The sequence below is a fragment of the Catenovulum sp. 2E275 genome (assembly GCF_025515275.1).
In the GTDB taxonomy this organism is placed as follows: Bacteria; Pseudomonadota; Gammaproteobacteria; order Enterobacterales; family Alteromonadaceae; genus Catenovulum.
Genome location: NZ_JAOPFU010000008.1, coordinates 83,382 through 102,951, shown reverse-complemented (window position 1 = coordinate 102,951; position 19,570 = coordinate 83,382). Strand labels below are relative to the sequence as shown.

At 39.4% G+C, this 19,570-nt stretch carries 18 protein-coding genes; 7 read left to right on the top strand and 11 right to left on the bottom strand.

Annotated features, from left to right (window positions below; translation table 11 throughout):
* Positions 1–88: 88 nt before the first annotated feature.
* On the bottom strand, positions 89–1,456 hold the full coding sequence (locus N7931_RS06650; protein ID WP_262792830.1) for an alkaline phosphatase PhoX: 1,368 nt from the start codon (positions 1,454–1,456) through the stop codon (positions 89–91).
* A 241-nt stretch (positions 1,457–1,697) separates the two neighbouring features.
* Between N7931_RS06650 and N7931_RS19530 the strand changes: the two genes are divergently transcribed.
* Positions 1,698–2,285 (top strand): sugar O-acetyltransferase, encoded by a 588-nt coding sequence (locus tag N7931_RS19530; RefSeq protein ID WP_316250568.1) that lies wholly within the window; start codon positions 1,698–1,700, stop codon positions 2,283–2,285.
* Positions 2,286–2,339: 54 nt separating this feature from the next.
* Here N7931_RS19530 and N7931_RS06635 read toward each other — a convergent pair whose 3' ends face one another.
* The 3 genes from N7931_RS06635 to N7931_RS06625 all read right to left on the bottom strand — a co-directional run bounded on the left by N7931_RS06635 (position 2,340) and on the right by N7931_RS06625 (position 6,727).
* The gene (locus N7931_RS06635) at positions 2,340–3,356 is read right to left on the bottom strand and encodes a family 43 glycosylhydrolase (RefSeq protein WP_262792828.1); all 1,017 of its coding nucleotides are present in this window, start codon (positions 3,354–3,356) and stop codon (positions 2,340–2,342) included.
* Between the two features lie 274 nt (positions 3,357–3,630).
* Positions 3,631–5,307, bottom strand: coding sequence for a glycoside hydrolase 43 family protein (locus N7931_RS06630; protein WP_262792826.1), 1,677 nt, complete (start codon positions 5,305–5,307; stop codon positions 3,631–3,633).
* 139 nt (positions 5,308–5,446) lie between these two features.
* On the bottom strand, positions 5,447–6,727 hold the full coding sequence (locus N7931_RS06625) for a glycoside hydrolase family 105 protein (RefSeq protein WP_262792825.1): 1,281 nt from the start codon (positions 6,725–6,727) through the stop codon (positions 5,447–5,449).
* 591 nt (positions 6,728–7,318) lie between these two features.
* On the opposite strand from N7931_RS06625, the gene N7931_RS06620 reads away from it, so the two are divergent.
* Positions 7,319–9,457, top strand: a complete 2,139-nt coding sequence (locus N7931_RS06620; protein WP_262792823.1) for a TonB-dependent siderophore receptor — start codon at positions 7,319–7,321, stop codon at positions 9,455–9,457.
* Positions 9,458–9,655: 198 nt separating this feature from the next.
* The gene (locus tag N7931_RS06615) at positions 9,656–10,549 is read left to right on the top strand and encodes a LysR family transcriptional regulator (protein ID WP_262792821.1); all 894 of its coding nucleotides are present in this window, start codon (positions 9,656–9,658) and stop codon (positions 10,547–10,549) included.
* A gap of 2 nt (positions 10,550–10,551) precedes the next feature.
* Here N7931_RS06615 and N7931_RS06610 read toward each other — a convergent pair whose 3' ends face one another.
* Positions 10,552–11,532 carry a DMT family transporter gene (locus N7931_RS06610; protein WP_262792819.1) on the bottom strand — a complete coding sequence of 327 codons (981 nt, stop codon included), beginning with the start codon at positions 11,530–11,532 and terminating at the stop codon, positions 10,552–10,554.
* Positions 11,533–11,855: 323 nt separating this feature from the next.
* On the opposite strand from N7931_RS06610, the gene N7931_RS06605 reads away from it, so the two are divergent.
* The 3 genes from N7931_RS06605 to gdhA all read left to right on the top strand — a co-directional run bounded on the left by N7931_RS06605 (position 11,856) and on the right by gdhA (position 14,165).
* Positions 11,856–12,275 (top strand): GreA/GreB family elongation factor, encoded by a 420-nt coding sequence (locus N7931_RS06605; protein ID WP_262792818.1) that lies wholly within the window; start codon positions 11,856–11,858, stop codon positions 12,273–12,275.
* Positions 12,276–12,378: 103 nt separating this feature from the next.
* On the top strand, positions 12,379–12,759 hold the full coding sequence (gene rnk / locus N7931_RS06600) for a nucleoside diphosphate kinase regulator (RefSeq protein ID WP_262792817.1): 381 nt from the start codon (positions 12,379–12,381) through the stop codon (positions 12,757–12,759).
* Positions 12,760–12,812: 53 nt separating this feature from the next.
* The gene (gene gdhA, locus N7931_RS06595; protein ID WP_262792815.1) at positions 12,813–14,165 is read left to right on the top strand and encodes an NADP-specific glutamate dehydrogenase; all 1,353 of its coding nucleotides are present in this window, start codon (positions 12,813–12,815) and stop codon (positions 14,163–14,165) included.
* Between the two features lie 65 nt (positions 14,166–14,230).
* On the opposite strand, the gene N7931_RS06590 is transcribed toward gdhA, so the two are convergent.
* Genes N7931_RS06590 through exbB form a run of 3 tightly spaced genes read right to left on the bottom strand, consistent with a single transcriptional unit; the run spans position 14,231 to position 16,458 of the window.
* Entirely contained in the window at positions 14,231–15,052 is an 822-nt protein-coding gene (locus tag N7931_RS06590; protein WP_262792813.1) for an energy transducer TonB, read from the bottom strand.
* On the bottom strand, positions 15,049–15,486 hold the full coding sequence (gene exbD, locus N7931_RS06585; protein WP_262792812.1) for a TonB system transport protein ExbD: 438 nt from the start codon (positions 15,484–15,486) through the stop codon (positions 15,049–15,051). Before exbD ends, N7931_RS06590 begins: the two co-directional genes overlap by 4 nt.
* Positions 15,487–15,489: 3 nt before the next feature.
* A complete protein-coding gene (gene exbB, locus N7931_RS06580; protein ID WP_262792810.1) occupies positions 15,490–16,458 on the bottom strand; it encodes a tonB-system energizer ExbB in 969 nt (322 codons plus the stop codon).
* 156 nt (positions 16,459–16,614) lie between these two features.
* Here exbB and N7931_RS06575 point away from each other — a divergent pair, with 156 nt between their 5' ends.
* Entirely contained in the window at positions 16,615–17,121 is a 507-nt protein-coding gene (locus tag N7931_RS06575; protein ID WP_262792809.1) for a sigma-70 family RNA polymerase sigma factor, read from the top strand.
* Here N7931_RS06575 and N7931_RS06570 read toward each other — a convergent pair.
* From N7931_RS06570 to N7931_RS06560, 3 genes are all read right to left on the bottom strand, one after another.
* A complete protein-coding gene (locus tag N7931_RS06570) occupies positions 17,118–17,492 on the bottom strand; it encodes a YbaN family protein (protein ID WP_262792808.1) in 375 nt (124 codons plus the stop codon). The two genes, N7931_RS06575 and N7931_RS06570, sit on opposite strands and share 4 nt — an antisense overlap.
* A complete protein-coding gene (locus N7931_RS06565) occupies positions 17,492–18,100 on the bottom strand; it encodes a biliverdin-producing heme oxygenase (protein ID WP_262792807.1) in 609 nt (202 codons plus the stop codon). The genes N7931_RS06570 and N7931_RS06565 overlap by 1 nt, the downstream gene beginning before the upstream one ends.
* An 86-nt stretch (positions 18,101–18,186) precedes the next feature.
* The gene (locus N7931_RS06560) at positions 18,187–19,560 is read right to left on the bottom strand and encodes a tetratricopeptide repeat protein (RefSeq protein WP_262792806.1); all 1,374 of its coding nucleotides are present in this window, start codon (positions 19,558–19,560) and stop codon (positions 18,187–18,189) included.
* Between the last annotated feature and the right edge of the window lie 10 nt (positions 19,561–19,570).

Here is a 19,570-nt window from a genome sequence, read left to right as displayed (position 1 = left end):
AAAATGAAAAAACAAAGCAAATCTCACTTTATAAAAATCTGATTTGCTTTGTTTGATTTAGATGTGTAATCCAGAGAAATGCTTATTTTTAACCTGTAAATTTGTCCCAAGGGCCGGTAATTGCAAGCGTTTTGGCAGGTGAATATGCGTTAACAAATAATACTTTTCCATCTGGCGAAAAACAGGCGCCAGCCAGTTCTGTTTGGGCTATTAAGCGGGCAAAATCATATACTTTGCCTTGTGGAGTCACGCCGCGTAAATGATTATCAACCACTTCGGTGTATTGATCTTCACATACAATTAAATGGCCGCTTGGTGCAACCGTTAAATTGTCACCAAAGTTATAAAAAGATTTATCCATGCTTTCCATAAATAACTGAATTTTTGCAGGTGATGCTTTTTCTGCTGGCTTGCCCTCATGAGCTGACGGCTGATAACGCATAATTTGGCCTAATTGTTTTGCGCCGCCATTAGTACAGCAAAAATACAATTCGTTATCGCCCCAATGAATCCCCTCACCACGCGCAAATAACGCAGCGCCAGCGCTATAACCTCGGGTTCTTAAATCATCTTCGGGGCTAAGTGGGTTATCTAAATCAATCCATTCTGCGTCAAACCAACTGTGTAATGGCATCCCGGTTTGTGCCCAGTTGCGGGTATCAAACTTAGGCTTTTGTTTAATGACCATAGCTTGAAGCTGGCCGCCTTTTTCTAATTTGCCATATTCTTTTGGAATAAACCGATAAAACAGGCTATCGCCTCTGTCTTCGGTTAAATATACAATCCCAGTTTTTGGGTCAACCACTGCGGCTTCGTGATTAAATCGGCCTAGCTCTGGTAACGGTTTGGCTTGTATCAATCCACTTGCATTGGCAGGCACTTCAAATACAAAGCCGTGAGCTTTAGCAAATCCATCTTGCTGATCTAACACAGTTTCTTCACAGGTTAACCAGCTTCCCCAAGGTGTAACACCGCCAGAACAATTACGAATTGTGCCAACCAGTGATAAAAATTCCTGCTCTTTTTTACCGGTTTTTAAATTATAAATAATGTGACTCGTACCGCCGGGTAATGCAACTCCCTCGGCTGTCGCATTATACGCCAGCGGCGTTTTATGCTGCTGAATTGAATGCTCAGCTTTTGCTAAGTCTTCTGGTTTTAATTCGTGATTACGAATAAGTGCAACCCGTTCTTCGTCTAACGCAATACAACCCATACCATCGGCTTTATTAGGAACCGTAAAACCATCTGACATGGTTTGCCCTAACTCAGAAATGACTTTGTAACTAAAACCGGCGGGTAAATCCAATAACTTGTTAGGATCTGGAATCAGCGGGCCATAACCTAATACTTTTTCAGATAAATCATCTAAAGAGACTTTACCAAATGCACTTTTGGATAAGCCAATAAACGCCAGCGAACCGGCACTAACTAAAAAGTTTCTTCTTGTAATCATACTGCTGTGAAGTTCCGTATAGAAATTATCCCCATTTACATGGGCTTGAAGATGCATCAGAGCGCTAGAATACTGCAAACTTTCGCCAAAAATTAAAAGGGGCAAAAACTTAATAAAAATGTCATATAAGGTTTTATTCTTTAGTCATTTTTCACTCAACTTAAAAAACAATGATGAAAACTGGTGTTATCAAACCCACAATATTATTGTCAATTAAACTTTAAGGTTGAGATTGTATTGAATGACTAACAAAGAAAAAATGCTCAATGGTGAATATTATATTAGTTGGGATCAACAACTCACCGATGAACGAGAAGCAGCAAAAGATCGTTTATTTGAATTTAATGCGATTCGCCCATCATTAAGAGCGGAAAGAGAAGCCATTATCCACAAATTATTTAGCAAGGTTGGCAAAAATTGCTGGATAGAGTCACCATTTAACTGTGATTATGGCTATAACATTGAAGTGGGCGATAACTTTTATGCCAACAGTAATTGCTGCATTTTAGATTGTGGCCGAGTGGTTTTTGGCAACAACGTCTGGATTGGGCCTAATGTTGGTTTTTATACGCCAGAACATGCCTTTGACAATGAAGAAAGAAGCGCCGGTTATGAGCAGTCTTTACCCATTCAAGTAGGTGATAATGTCTGGATTGGTGGCGGTGTGAGTATTCTTTCCGGTGTTACTATCGGCTCAAACTGCATTATTGGCGCTGGCAGTGTTGTCACCAAAAACATACCGGATAATTCACTTGTGGTTGGCAACCCAGCCAGAGTATTAAGGCAAATTACAGAGCAGGATAAAATTGGTTTGTTAAAAAATGCCTGAAACTGAGTTTCAGGCATTTGGGGTTAATTAACGGGTAAATAATACGACAAACTTTTACTTAATTTTTTGCGCAAAGTCGCTTACGCCTTTGTCTGTGCGCTCAACTGGTTTAATGGTGCCATCGTCATTAAAGTATAAATATTCAGCTGCACTGTGGCGTTGTCGGCCGCAGGCTGAGTCTATATCTAACCATCTGTGATAAAACAAAATCCACTGGCCTTTGTATTCAACAATTGAGTGATGATTATTGCTGTTATGCTCCTGCTCCATAAACTGGCCTTTGTATTCCCACGGGCCGGTTGGCGATTCAGACATATAATAAGTCAGCACTCGGTTATTTTCCGGCATGGTGAAATAATAGTATTTACCTCGTTTAAATATCCAAGGGCCTTCCATTTTAGGTTCGTATCCGCCCATATCCATTTTGATAAAATCGCCTTGGGTACTGCGCATATCATCAGCCATTTTAATCACATGGTAGTCATGTTTAGTGCCGTGATAGTACAAATAAGCTTGTCCGTCATCATCAATAAACATGCTTGGATCATTAGCATAAGGCGTGCGCCATAACGGGCCACCAATCATATCTTTAAATGGGCCGGTTGGTGAGTCACTTTCAGCAATACCAATTCCCATCCATTTAGTGCTTTTTTCTGGATTCACTCTGTCTTTATGGCCATTGCCAGCCGGAAATACCAAATAATATTTTCCGTTTTTGTAAGCTGCATCCGGCGCCCATGCGTAGTTATCAGCCCAAGTTAAATCGTCTACTGATAATAACGGGCCATGTTTTTCCCAGTTTTGTAAATCGGTAGATGAAAATGCATACCAGTCTTTCATCCAGAAATCTTCCTGACATTCTTCGTCATGCGAGGTATAAACATACATTTTGCCATCTGCCCACACATGGCCAGACGGATCAGCGGTGCGAATATTACCGCCAAAATTAAGCGGATTGCCTTTAAGCTGCGTACTGTCATCCGCTTGTTCATTGGTCTGCTGTTGTGCACAACCTGCCACTGCGGCCATTAATACACTGGCAGTTAATATTTTTAATACAGGTTTAAACATAATTTTGCCCTTTGGTTAGTTTTGCTTGATGTTTTTCTCTTAGTAATTAACTTAACCTGAACTGCGTATAAGAAATGTTGAAGTAAATTGTTCAACTATTAGATTAAACAATAACAAACCTACCTTAATTTACGTTCCAACGAGGATATTTTTTTGTCTATCAAGGCATTTTTTCTGTATCTAATAGCTAGCTATTAGTCAGAAAAATAACGATGAGAGACGGAAAAATAGCCCGTTGGGCAAATTTTATTATGTGCAGTTCAGGTTAACTAGCTTAATCCAGCGGATTAAAACGAACATAGTCCACATCAATATATTGGCTATGGTCAGTTTGTTCAGGTGTGACTGCAAATAACGCCACTTTAGCACCAACCCAACGCCCTCTTAATGCAGAAAAATGCTCGCCGATAATTCTAAATCTATCCATATCTGGAGTTTTGTAACTAAAGATAGCTTCTGCACCAGATTGCACAACCACTCTTAATTCAATTTCGCTGGCGGTTAATGTTTCAATTTCTTTTTCTTGCTGACCTTCATCACAGCCTTTACGTGCGCCATGACAATGCATATAGACAATTTCCTGCTCGCCCTGTGCATTTTCAGAAATGCCAATCCATGCGTAATCTTCGCCAAAAATACTTAAACCTGCCTGCATTTTGGTTAAATTATCGGATAAATTAAATTTAGTAATCACTTCAAATTCTTCAGCAGGTAGCTTCTGCACTAATAAAGAGGGTGTCATCCATAAATTATCGCCTGTGGTTTTAATTTTTGGCTGAGCATATAACCTGATGTGACCCGGATTTTCAGTTAACGAATACCAGTTTGATTGTGGATTAGCATTCCACTGCCACTGTAAAGCTAACTTGTCTTGATTAAATTCATCATTAATTTCAAGCTGTTTCTCACCTGTGTAGTGAGCTGTTTTTGGTCTTGGATAAGTTGTCACCGGCTGACCAATCCCATCTCCGTCTTTATCTTCACCAATCACAGGCCAATCGTTTTGCCAGTGCATAGGTTGTAAATGCGTGATCCGCCCATAGGCTTTTTTCGCCTGAAAATGCACAAACCAGTCTTCATTTTGATCTGTATGTACCCAAGCGCCCTGATGCGGCCCATTAGTGCGGCTTCGGCCTTGCTCCATCACAATTTTTGCTTCGTATGGGCCGGTAATTTGTTTTGATCTAAATACGGTTTGCCAACCTAAATCAACGCCACCTGCCGGTGCAAAAATATAATAGTAGCCATTTCGTTTATAAAATTTAGGCCCTTCAATCGTCCTAAAATGCTTTAGCTTATGACCATCAACAATATTGACATATTCATCCGATACCCAGCTAGTATCAGCAGCCATTTCGCGCAGGCTCAGCACATTATTAAAACCCGCACGACTTTTTGCCCATGCATGTAACAAATAAGCTTTGCCATCGTCATCCCACATCGGAGTTGGGTCAATAATACCTTTACCCGCTAAAATTAATTTAGGCTCAGACCATTCACCCGCCGGATCGCTTGTGGTTGTCACATAAATCCCAAAGTCAGGATCAGGATAAAAAATCCAGTATTTGCCATCATGAAACCGAATATTAGGTGCCCAAACGCCCTCACCATGGCGCGGAGTGGCAAAATGATCAGCCGGAATCTGCACTGGCAATGCGTAGTTAATTAACTGCCAGTTAACCAAATCGGTAGAATGCAATATCGGTAAACCAGGCGCAGCGTTAAAGCTTGAAGCTGTCATATAATAATGACCACCAACAGCCACTACGTCCGGATCAGAATAATCAACATGCAAAATTGGATTAGTATAAGTTTGTTGACTTGTTTTATCTGCCGCTGGTGCAGTTTCAGCTTGCGCTTGCTGAGGTTGTTGCTGTTTTGTTTGCTCACCACAACCGGCGGCTAAACCCGCTAGCATCAATGTAGCTGCAATTAAATTTAATTTTTTCATTGGATACCCTGTTTTGTTAATACCGTTTTTGTCCGTTCTTTTTTAGCTCGATCTATTGTTTGTTAATTTAAATAACCTGAGCTGTATATAAGAAAATTTGCCCAACGGACTATTTTTCCGCACCTCAGGTTAAATAAAATTAAGGCTTTAGATTTAATTCTTCAATTAATAAACTCGCCATAATAAATGGCCCAACCGCTTTAGGATCGTTCGCCCGATAAGGTTCGTTAATATAATATTGATAACTGGCATCGCGGTACGGATTGCCCCCTAACCCCGCCACTGCACAAACCTGCTCAATACTGATTTGATTTTGTGGATTAGCGCTAATTAAATGATCGAGAATGCCCTGATAAGCAGTTAAACCAACGGGTAAAAGGCTTGGGTCTAAATCGTGCTGTTTGTAAGCTTTTAGTACCGAATATGCCATCATAATACTGCCGGATGCTTCTAAATAATTTCCCGCTTTACCCGGCAATTCAACCACCTGATACCAAAGCCCTGTACTGTCTTGATATTTATTCATTGCTTTAACTAAACGATTAAAACGCTCAGCCAGCCATTTGCGCTGTTCACTTTGCTGTGGCAAAAATTCAAGTACATCGACCATAGCCATGGCATACCAACCCACCGCACGCGACCAATGATGAGGCGACTGGCCGGTTTTAGGATCTGCCCATTGTTGTTGTCTGGATTCATCCCAGCCATGTACAGGTAAACCCGTATCCGCCCGATAAAGGTGTTTTTCAATTAATTCAAATTGTTTAATCACATCTGAATAATCTTTATGATCAGCAAATTCGTAAATATACTGCGCATAAAATGGCGTACCCATATACAGGCCATCCAACCACATTTGTGAGGTATAACGCTGTTTATGCCAAAAACCACCCTCTTTTGTTCTGGGATGATCTTTTAACTGGCGACGCAGGGTATCCATAGCTAATTTGTATTTTTGTTCACCCGTCTGGCGATATAAAAAGAATAAAATTTTACCCGGATTGATCATGTCAATATTATATTTTTCAATATCATAGGTTTTAATATTGCCACTTGAGTCGATCAAACTATCAGCATAATCTTTAATGTAATTAAAATAACGAATATCGCCGGTTTGTTGATAAAGCTGGCTAAAACTTAATAAAACCAAGCCATGAGTGTAAGTCCATCTTGGATATTCACGCCAATCAATCGACCAAGCTTCTGGATTGCGCAACATTTCAGACTGAGCCATGCGCTGCGACATCGGCAATAACGAATTCAGTACGGGCTGGTTAGCGTGAGTTAAATTAGCAGAGTTGACTAATTTATGGCTTGGCTGATGTTGAGCACTAGCCTGCGTTGAGGAATTAGCCAAAACGGATTGGCTCAATAAAGCCAGTAATAAACTGGCAGTTAACGGATATAGATTTTTTCTCATTTCACTTTGTCCACCGGTGGCAAAACATAGTTAAATGGTACACAAAGATTTTACATTATCCATGCAAAATTTTACTTTTTTGATTATAAATAATTATAACCTTTTATAATTATTGTATATCTTAATATCATCTTATATTTAATTTTTAATTATAATTCAAACAGTTAAAAACACATAAAATCTTAAAGCTAACTCAATGAAAATTTTACATAAAGTATTTAAAATATCTCCAACCCTATTAAAATTTAACATTTAGTCATTTAAACTATTACATTTAAAGTAAATTACAAATCGTGTTATTTGGCATTTCTTCTGAGTGCCCTTATATGAATGTGGAGCGGAATAATGTTGTAGAAGTATACAACTCAGTTATGTAGCTATTACACAACCGCTATTCCTTGAATAAATTCAAAAAACTGCTGAAAAATTGTACTTAGACGTTTAGTGGATCTTAGATATGTATAGTCGCACCTAGTGCAATATTAAATATAGTGATATTTACTGAATTATTGCTGATGATAAATTAAAATAGTAAAATGATAATAAAAACTATTATCAATATCATATTAAGCAATTAAATTAGGATGAAAAATGGTACACTTTAAAAAAAAACTATGTGGCTTAGCGGTATTAGCTTTAATGAGCCCATCGCTATCATTTGCACAAAATATTGACGAAGAAGCCGATCAACAAAATGAAGAAGTCAAAGAAAAAATATTTGAACGCATAGCAGTAATAGGTAGCCCACTAGACAGAGCAACTACAGCAACAGGTTTACCACTAACGTTAAGAGAAACGCCTCAATCTATTTCAGTTATCGATAGAACGTTTATTGAAAGTTTTGCACTTGATACAGTCGCCGATGTAATGCAATTTGCGCCAGGAATTCAAGCACAACAAGCAGAAACTGATCGTTTTTTCTTCCGAGCAAGAGGGCGTGATGTAACTAATTTCCAATTTGACGGAGTACCAATTTCTTACAATAGCTTTTTCAGTGAAGCCTTAGCCGATTCGGTAGTTTTTGAACGTGTAGAAGTTGTACGCGGCGCAACTGGCTTATTAACAGGAGCTGGAGAGCCTTCGGCAGCCATTAATTTAATTCGTAAACGCCCTAAACTCAATTCAGGAGGTTACGCCAGCGCAAGTTTTGGTTCATGGAACAATATTCGCCTAGAAGCTGATCACTCACAAAATTTGAACCCCGAAGGGGATATAAGAGCTAGAGTAGCAATTGCACATGAAAAAGGTGATAGCTATGTCCACCTGTCAGAAAAAAATAATACTCAATTATATGCCGTAATATCAGCAGATATATCCGATAAAACTCGTTTAACAATAGGTACAGACCATAGTAAACGAGATCCTAAAGGAAGTATGTGGGGCGCACTACCTTTATTTTATTCAGATGGTACACAAACTGACAACTTAGATGTAGGTACAACTACAGCTTCGACTTGGAATAGTTGGGCAAGAAATAGTACAAACGCTTTTGTGAAGATTGAACATGCATTTGATAATGGCTGGGATCTACAAGTGGATGTTGAGCACAGAGAAGATGATATGAATGGCTATCTTTTATATTTGTCTGGATATCCAGACAAAGCGACTGGAGAAGGCTTAGGTACGTCACCGAATCACTATGTTTCAGACCGCGAACAAACCTCGTTTCGTTTTTTAGCCTCTGGCCCCTTTGAACTATTTGGCAGAGAACATCAATTAACGACAGGAGCCTTGTATTCTAAACAAGATGTTAAAGCGAGCTCTTATGGGACCAATGACGAAATAACGGTTCCAAGTTTATATAACTGGGGAAAAGGCGTAAACAAGCTTAATTTCAATAATACAGCCAATTACTCAACTACAGAAGGACATGTTCAACAAGGTATTTATGCCGCCGTCAAACTCAACTTACTGGATAACCTCACAGCGATCCTAGGTAATCGAATTACTAATTATGAGTATGAGTCTGTCTCACCTTGGGCAAGCGGAGAATATAAAAATGATAGTGTAAATACCCCCTATGCTGGGTTGGTTTATGATATCGCTAATAACATTTCTGTCTACACTAGCTATACCGAAATTTTCCAACCTCAAGAAGCTCGTGATATTAACAATAAACAAATAGGGCCTGTAGAAGGTTCTAATATTGAACTTGGTGTAAAGGGTGATTTCTTTAGTGATTCATTAACCGCCAGCTTTGCAGTTTATAAAGTTGAAGAAGACAATTTAGCTGTCGCTGACCCAAATAACCAAGAACCAATTCCAGGAACAAGCATTTTCCCGTCAATCGGCGTAAAAGGAGCTAAAAGTACCGGATATGAAGTCGAGTTAAATGGGCGGCCTATAGATAGTGTAAATATCTTCCTTAGTTATACTCACAATGATGCAGAAGATGCTAGTGGAGCAGACTATGTTCCATATCTGCCCGAAGACATGATCAAAGCGAGTATTTTATACGACATTTCTGAAGAAGTTATGTTAGGCATTAATGCAAACTGGCAAAGTGAAACAACTAACCCAAACATAGGACCAAACGGTGAAACTTTTGTGCAGAGTAGCTATGCCATAGTTAATCTAATGGCTAGTTATAAACTCACTGCAGATTTACAGCTGAGTGCCAACATAAATAATCTGTTTGATGAAAAATATTTTTCTAGCATCGACTTTTATAACCAAGGATATTTTGGTGCACCCAGAAATGCTCAAGTCAGTATTCGATATAACTGGTAACACTTAGTTCCAAACCAAATGATAGTACCTAAGATAAACTTAATTTAGGTACTATCATACAACCTAAAGACCTATTTTTAGCTAATAATTTTGTACCTGTCTTAAAACATTTTCATCAAAAGTAACATCATTACAACCAGCTGAGTTTATTTTATAATAAAGCCCATATTTCAAATTGAGTGATAACCAAGATTAACCATGCAACTAAAATACTCTCTTGATGATCTGCGTTATTTTTGCATGGTCGCAAAATTAGGCAGTTTTAAACAAGCAGCACAGCATCTGGATATTCCACTATCAACCCTCAGCCGCAGGATTTATAAATTAGAACAAGATTTACAATTAAAATTACTGCACAGAAACGCCCATAAAGTCGCTTTAACTCACAGCGGCGAATATTACTACTTACGTTCCAGTGTATTATTTGACGAATTAAATGTAATTGGCGAGGAGTTATATACAGAACAAAATAAAGCAAAAGGCAAAATTAGAGTGACCGCACCAATTTATTCCGGCACTCAGTTTTTAAGACAATTTTTCTATGAATTTTTATTAAAATATCCGCAAATTCAATTAGATTTAAAATTTTCAAATAACTTAGTCGATATTGAAGCTCAGGGGATTGATGTCGCCTTTAGAATTGGCGATCCAAAACTAGAAAACTGGATCGCCAGAAAGCTGAAATCTACCTGTAATATTTTGTGCGCACCTTTAGATTTTCCCGAGAAAAATCTTAATCATCCCAAACAACTCGCGGAATATGCCAGTGTTATTTGCCACCCAATTTCACCGTGGCAAATGTTAAACCTCAATACTAACGAGACATTTACCCACCAGAAATTTAATATAATTCGCTTGGAGGTCGATCAAATACAATTAGTGCCACCAGCAATAAAAATGGGCTTAGGGATCAGTTTTTTACCTGATTATATTGCCCAGCCCATGATTGAAAATAATGAGATAAAACACATTTTACCCGCTTGGCAAAGCACTGAGCGAAACTTATCAATGCTTTACCGAGACCGAACCAATATGCCTTATCGGGTCAGGTTATTTATTGATTTTATTGTAGAAAAGTTTAGTCAGCTCTGAGTTTAGCTACTGGTGCTATTTTCACAGAGTTTGTTATTTGACTGCTTATACTGAGTTTCAGCATGGCTTTTTTTCACCCGTACAACCAAATAAATACCAGAACAAACCAAAATTAAAGCAATCATATTTTTCCACTCTAAAATGGTTTCATTTAAAAACCAAGCGGAAAGCAAACTACCAAAAACTGGCACTAAAAAATTAAAAATAGTCACAGTGCCCACTGAGTTGTGTTTTAACAAGGCACTCCACAACGCAAAAGCAGCAGACGACAATACAGCCAAATACAATAACAACAGCAAAGATTTAACATCAAAGTGTCCACTTTGGCCGCCAAACACATAACCAACCAATAATAACGCAACTCCACCTATGGTTAATTGCCACGCAGTCATTAGCATTGCATCAAAATTCTGCGATATTTTTTTACCATAAAGCGATGCCGCCGCTAAAATAAAAGCTGCTAATACAACCGAGCCTTCTCCGGCTAAGCTAAACTGAAAGTCGAATAAAGATTGATTAAAATTAACAATAAACACACCCAAAAAGCCCACGGCACAGCCCAAAGATTTACGGTGCGTTAGCCGATCATTTTTATAAATAAAATGGGCCAGCAATACACTAAAAAATGTAACCGTTGAATTAATAATTGAAGCTTTAACGCCGCTGGCAAAAGCCAAACCAATGTAAAAAAAGATATACTGTAAACTGGTTTGAGTCAGGCCCAACACAGTTATTTGTTTGATAATTTTCGCCGAATACTGAGCTTTACATCCGATTAATTTAGCAAGCGCCAATAACAATACACCCGCAATTAAAAACCTTTGCCCTGCAAAAACCATTTGAGAGGCAACATCGTGCGACGCAATATTTAACATTTCATAACCGGCTTTAATTGCTGGGTAGGCACTTCCCCACAACAATGTACACAAAATGGCCAAACAATAAGCTATGGCTGGTTTAGAAAAATAACTGGGTGAACTCATTTAATTATGACCTTGGTAACAAAGCTAAATCCGAATTTGGATTGAATAGGATTAAGATTATATTGATTCCACAATTAAGATTAAACAACCAAAAATGGTAGGTTTAATTTCAAAAATGGAACGGTATAACTCGGGTTTAGCCGTTGTTTAAAAATTTTTTGTCGCTATACTCAAATGTCGTTCAGAGGAAAATATGTCTAAAAAATACACGATCAACATAATAAAGAGCAACGTTCTCAACTTCCCAAATTAAGCCGGACGTAGCTCACTACGTTCGGCAGCAATTCTATTTCCTTTTTTATGATTCGGTCGGAGACATAGCCGTGCTTAATTGTATCTATCGTTTTGGTGCGCTGTTTTTACACACCCAAAATAAGGCATTTAAAGATGCCAGCTATCAAATTTTAATGAACCCAATAAAACTCAGCATATTAATAAACCAGCTTGAGTTTAGTCAGACACATGCGTCTCGCTTAACCAACCGCGTTGGCATTGGCAGTTGGGTTACCTTAAAAAATTTAACTAATAATCAAATCATTAAAACTCAATTAGTTAAAACCAGTTATGCAAGTTTACCGCCTCAAACACTGTATTTTCTGTCGGCAATTGGCGCAGAAATAATAGGACGACAACAAGGCGATATGATTGAAATTAAACTTGGGAAACAAACCGATTTATGGAAAGTGATTTGTATTAGCAACAAAGTTGATAAGCAGTACCAAAATAAGTTTATAAGGAGGTAAACCATATTATTTGAAAACACTTAAGTTTTTGAGCTTTTGAATTTATCAATGCAAGCGTATCACAGCGAATTATTAACTTTATATAACTGCGAAGAATTGAACTATGAACACTAAACCAGAAATTATTATCTCTAAAACCGATTTAGCCGAAATTGAATCTCGTCTTGAACAGCGAAAATTACCGGTTGAACTAGCCGACGCTTTAGAAGAAGAAATTGCCAGAGCCACCATTTTACCCAATAACGAAATGCCAAAAAATGTGGTGGCATTAGGCAGCCAAGTGGAATTTAAAGTGCTCGAAACCGGTAAAGTCTTTACCAAAACCTTATGTTTACCTGAGGACATTAGCAAATATCAAGATTCGATTTCTATTTTTGCGCCAATTGGCTCAGCAATTATTGGCTTATCTATTGGTCAAAAAATTGAGTGGCAGCTCCAAAAAAGTATTCAAACCGTTGAAATAATTAATGTTTCAAAAATTTAAAGTAAATCAAAGCGCAGCATACCTGCGCTTATTTTTTATAAGGTATTAATAAAATGACATACGTGCATGACACCATTTCGTCTTTACAGTTAAGTAGCCCCGCTCAATCAGAGTTTTATCAAGCGGTTGAAGATGTGCTCAGCTCTTTATCACCTATTTTGGAAAGCAATAATTTTTATAAAAAACAAGCCATAATAGAACGAATTGTCGAGCCAGAACGCCAAATTATGTTTCGAGTTCCGTGGGTTGATGACAATGGCAATATTCAAGTTAATAAAGGTTACAGAGTCGAATTTAACTCAGCACTTGGGCCTTATAAAGGTGGGTTAAGATTTCATCCATCAGTAAATGCCAGCATTATCAAATTTTTAGGGTTTGAACAAATTTTTAAAAATGCCTTAACCGGCTTGCCAATCGGTGGCGGCAAAGGGGGTTCTAACTTTAACCCAAAAGGTAAATCAGATGGCGAAATTATGCGTTTTTGCCAATCATTTATGAACGAACTCTACCGCCATATCGGCCCGGTTACAGATGTTCCGGCGGGAGATATAGGGGTAGGCGCACGTGAAATTGGGTATCTGTTTGGTCAATACAAACGTTTAACTGGACGCTACGAAGGCGTATTTACCGGAAAAAGTTTACTCTGGGGCGGCTCTTTAGTCAGAAAAGAAGCGACAGGCTATGGTACGGTTTATTTTGCGCAGTATATGCTTGATGACAGAGGCGATTCATTACAAGGCAAAAAATGTTTAGTATCAGGCGCGGGCAATGTTGCCATTTATGCCATTGAAAAACTTTATCAGTTAGGGGCAATTCCTGTTACCTGCTCAGATTCAACCGGCACAATTTATCACCCGAAAGGCATCGACCTTAAACTGTTAAAAAGATTAAAAGAAGTTCAGCGCACTGGATTAATTGAGTACCTTGAAACCTATCCTGAAGCCACTTTTACCCCAGTTGCAGATTATCCAAAAGATGGTCATGCCGTATGGCGCTATAGTGCAGATGCAGCTTTTCCTTGTGCGACTCAAAATGAGTTAACCGAAAATGATGCTGAAAAGTTAATCGAAAATGGATGTAAGTTAGTGAGCGAAGGCGCCAATATGCCGAGCACCAGTGGCGCAATTAATTTATTTATTAGCGCAGGCATTGCTTATGGCCCGGCCAAAGCGGCAAATGCGGGCGGCGTTGCCACCAGCCAATTAGAAATGGCTCAAAATTCTAGCATGCAAAAATGGTCTTTCCAGACGGTTGACGACCATTTAAAACAAATTATGAAAAACATATTTATCAGCGCAAATGAAGCCAGTCATGAATTTGGTCAAGCTGGTAATTTAGTTTTAGGCGCTAATATCGCGGGTTTCAAGCGAGTTGCGGATGCAATGATAGAACAAGGCGTGGTATAAAAACCCAAATTAAACAGGCTCTAAGCTATTTGAAAATATCTGATTTTTTCAAATAGCTTAGCTGATCAATTTAAAAAAAATTCTACCGGTACAACAAATTCAAGTGCGCCTTGCATACCCGTTGGTGGAACTGGTAAGGGTTGCGCCCGTTCAATCATAGCTAATGTTTCTTTGTCTAATAGCGAATAGCCCGAGCTTTGCGCTATGCTGGCAGTTAAGACATGGCCAGCGCGATTCATTGAAAATTTGAGAAACACAGTGCCTTCTTGACGAGAGCGCCGCGCACGAGATGGATATTGTTTGGCTTGATTTATTTTCATCATTAAACTCGCTTGCCAACTCATCAGTTGGTTGGTATCAACAACTGGGTTTGATACGCCCTGATTAGGCGCTGCGGCTTTAACATCCTCTTCTGGTGCTTTTGGTGGTGCCGTGACGCTGCTGGCAAGTTGTTCTTTTTTATCGGTATTATTTTCTGGTTCTGCAGTTTCTTGTGGTTCTATTGGCGGCTCTTGTGGTTTGGGCTCTGGCTCAACAGGCGGTTTTACTTTTTCAATCACGACTTCTGGATCGAGTGCATTTTCTACTGCTGGAATTTCAGTTTCAACCGGTTTAACGGGTTCAGGCTTAATTTGTATGGACTGGGTTTGAGTTTGTTCAGGGCCAGGCGGTAAATCAGCAGGTGTTGGGGGCGCAACAGGCGCTGCGGCAATTTCCACCACCATAGCGGCCGGAGGTGGTAAATGACTACTCGCCGTAGTATCCGGCCATAACCACCATACAAGGGGAGCAACATAAATCATTAACACCAACATCAGCGAAGATAACCACAAACGGGATTGCTTACTCAAACTCAAGGTGAATCGACCGGTTAAACCTCTGCTCATTTAGCATTTTCCTGCTGCGCTGGTCCATTTTCCAAACCGACTAAAGCAATTTTTAAATATCCCGCTTGCTGTAATTGATTCATCGTTTGCATGAGGGTCTGATAATCCACGGTTTTATCTGCCCGTAAAAATAGTCGCTGTGTGGTATCACCCGAGGTTTCGCTATTAAGTTTTTCGGCTAAATTTGCCAATGTAACCGTATTATTGCCCAGTGATAAACTGTGATCAGCCTGAATGGTTAAATACAATGGCTTGTCAGGTTTAGGCTGAGGTTGTGCTGTTGAGGCCGGTAAATCCACTTTCACATCTACCGTTGCCAAAGGTGCTGCAACCATAAATATAATCAGTAAAACCAGCATTACATCAATAAAAGGGGTTACATTTATTTCGTGATTTTCGGCCATTTCATCATCGTGTTGAAATTGAGCAGCCATTTATTACTCCTGAATGTGTGATGTTTTTTCAGCTTGGGGATTGTATTGGCTTAAGTCACGCGAAACTAAACGCAAAACCGCAGCCGATGTATCAGCAACCATTGCTTTATAGGCTGCAATTTTACGCGCAAAGTGGTTATAAATAACCACAGCCGGAATTGCAGCAACTAACCCTAATGCGGTTGCCAATAAAGCTTCAGCAATACCGGGGGCGACCACGGCTAAATTGGTTGTCTGAGCTTTAGAGATTCCGATAAAACTATTCATAATTCCCCATACAGTGCCAAACAAACCAACAAAGGGCGCTGTTGAGCCTATCGTTGCTAAAATGCCAGTACCCGCCGTAGCCTCTCGGCTTGCCGCCACTTGTAATCTTTCTAAGCGTGAAAAAACTCGCTCTTTTACGCCTTGAGTGTCGGCTAAAACTGCGGCGGACAATTCTAATTCGGCAATTGCAGCTTGCGTAAATTCACGGTTACCCTGCTCATTGTTTACATGGTGATCGGCCGTTGTTAAATCAGGCGCATTGCTGGTTAAAGATAATGTAATATTTTGTCTATTAACCAAAACCGTTAACTCGCGCTGTTTCGCCACTAACACTGTCCAAGTTGCAATTGAAGCCAGCAATAAACCTATCATCACAGTTTTAACGACCCAATCTGCTTGCATAAACATACCCCAAGGGCTTAAATCATGCGGTAGTTGAAGTGATTGGGTGGATGGTTTTACTTCTGGCTGAGCCATTGCCAGCTCATGATTAGGCACTAAAACTTGAGATTCATCCGGTGATAACTGATTGTCAGATTCTACAAGCTGGGTTGGGCTATTTGTCTCATCAATCGCCAATACTGCTGATTGAGTTTGTCCGGTTTCACCTGTCGGTTGGTCAGCCATATTGTCCTGCGACCACAGGGGTGTACTGTATAATACCCAACTTATTGCGAGCGCCAACCAAGCATATTTTTTAATCATTCAGATTCCTTTTTTATCATTTTTGTTATCATATTGATAACTTATTGGTGTAAATCTTTAAGTTTTTTAAGCAGTTGCATTCGCCACCCCAATGTATGATAATGATAACCATTACTATTTATTGCAAGATCAAATTTTGGTCACAAGGGGTAACCGATGAACTGCATCAGTAAATCACAGGCTGCACAAATAGACTCTTTTTATGTAAACCACCGCAGTTGGCTTTCTATGTTTGTCCAACGTCGTATGGGCTGTAGTGAAACAACAGCCGACTTAGTTCAAGATACTTACCTGAGAATCATGGCAAGCGGTAGACTACCTGAACACAAAGATGCGCGTCGTTACCTGACCCATGTCGCCAAAGGTTTAATGGTTGATTTACTTAGACGCAAGCGCATTGAAACAGCTTACCTAGAACACTTACAGCAACAACCAGAAATTTTGGCGGTTTCACCTGAAACTCAAAGCCTAATGATTGAGGCTTTAACCGAAATTGAGACTATGCTCAATAAATTACCGAAACATTGCCGCCAAGCGCTATTACTCAGACAAATTGATGGCTTAAGCTATAAACAAATTGCCGAACAAATGAAAGTATCGGTCTCTTCGGTCGAAAAATATGTTGCCAGTGCTTTGCGTCATATTTTATTGAATACAGCTTAAATTTGTTGGTAAACCCTTTCAGGTCGGCTTAACAACCAGCATAAAACCAATAATATTGTTAAAATCAACAGTACTTTTAGCCATAACATCATTTGGCTGCTGACTAATAAATAAACGCTAATTCCCATAGTAATACAGCAAAAAATCTTGGCTTTTCGCGGCATAATTTTGTGGGTGTTCCATTGCGTAATCACTGGCCCAAAAGTTTTGTGATTTAACAACCAGTTATTTACCGCAGGCCAGCCTTTACCTGAACTCCACGCCGCCAATAGAACAAATTCAGTCGCTGGTAATCCAGGTAATACAGCGCCTAACACAGCTAACGCCAATGCAATTATGGTTAAAAATCGCCACCAAAAGGTTGTGAGCATTAGGTGGATGCCACCACCTCGGGCATGCAAACTTCAACACTATTTATGGTGTAATCAAAAGCCGCAACCGCGCCATCTAAAGCTTGCTGCTGTTGTAACTCAGTTAAGTCGAGTTTATCGAGCAAAGTTTTAAATTCGCGCCAATGAATTACGCGGCCGTCATCGTGTGCGGCCATATGCCTTGCACCAAAGGTTTCTGAAAGCTGCAAACACTTTTTAACCTGTTTTAACAACATAGCCGCACCCATAGTAGAGCCTTCAACTGTATACAGCCAGCCCAAACCATAATATGGATTGGTGATGTTAATAGTAGTTGCTTGTTGTAAGTCTTGTTGCTGTAAATCGGTATCAATCTTTAAATCGTGGCAATCGGCAATCACCGCTTTTAACCGGCTGCGAAAGACTAAACCTGGTAGTAGATTTGCATAAAAATTGGCTTTATATAACGACTCTGCCGCCGCGTGTAAACGCAGTTGCATGCGTAAAAACCCTTGATAACTATTTAAATCCGCAAATGGTTGGCTTTGCATAATGCGTTTGTCGAGTTGTCTATGCTGTTGCTCGGTACCGCTTTTTAACCGCTCTGATAAATTTAGTTGTTTTTCCATTTCATTCATCTTTTTATTTAGGTTGTTTATTTCTTACTTATAGATATCACCGAATGAAGATGCCATTTCCGTAATATATTTTTAATTTATTTTAAATTATCGGCTGTTTGTTTTAATTGCCTCGCCCTGCGCTGGAATGGTCGGGCTTTATTACTTTTACCCCAACTGGTATACAGTGCAGTTAAATTATCCAGTGCAGTTAAATTATCCAGTGCAATTAAAACACTTTTACTGTCGGCCTTTTCGGAGCTATCAAGCCAAGCTAAAGCCTGTAAAAACGCTGGCTCGGCTTTGCTGTATTCGCGTAAACGATAATAAACTGATCCTAAATATCCAGCCGTTCTTGACGCATCAATAGGTTTGAAATTAGACGACTTAGCCTTAGGGTCTAACGCAAATTTTTTATGTAATAAATAACTTTGCTCAAACAAGACCTGAGCAGCCTGCAAATCATCTTGGTTTAGCTTAACACTGGCGTAATTTCCCAAAATTAATGCCTGTTCCACCGAGCCAGTTTGTCCAAGCTGAACCAAAGCATTAAGCGCTTGCTGATAAAACTCACTCGCTTGCTGATACTGAGCTTTTTGTTGGTGGTGCAAAGCCAGCTCGTTGAGCTGCATAACTTTAACCATGCTCACGGTTTCCATTGAATTTAATGCCAAAATTTGGCTGCGAACTTGAGCAGATTGTTCAAACTGTTTTAGCTTATCGTAGCTATTTGCCAATAACTCGAGTATTGCAGTGTGCTCGGGTTTAAAAGCCAATTGCGCGTGTTTAAAACTTATTCTGACTTGTTCAAGCGTTTTAATCGCTTGTACATAAGCTTGTTGCTTGTATTCAAGTTGTGCTTTTAACAAATTTAACTCTGTTGCCGCCGTAATATTGGGTATATGCTCAAACGCCTGTGTTTGCGGGTAACCGGCTAATGCATGGGCTAAATTGGCAATTGTCTGTTTGGCTTGGTTAAACTGAGTAATTTGTGCGCGGGCTAATTCGGCCTGCCATAATTTACCACCACCAGTACTGCCTAGTTTGAGATAACATGCTATCGCTCGGCTTAAAACCGATTCGGCTTGAGTATTTTTACCCGCTTGTTGCAATAATAAACCTTGGTTAAATAAAAAAGCCGCAACTTGTTCATTTGGCTGTTGCGGCAAAGTTTCAGCCAGTTTAACCGCAGTTTGCACACTTGTTAGTGCTGTAGTTAATTGGTTATTTGCAGACTGTATAAATGCCAATAAATTATAACTACTCGCCAAATACGACTGACCATTATCCGCTTGTTCTGCCCGCGTAATGGCCTGATTAACCGCTAAATAAGCGGCCTCATAATCTCCGGATTGATAAGCCAGAGTTGCTTTTCCATATAAACTTTGCCAGTCGTCAGCATAAACGAATCTACTAACCAAAAAAAAGCCAGCCAAAATCATCATTAACTTAAATGGCATAAAATTAAACATAATTTCTCCG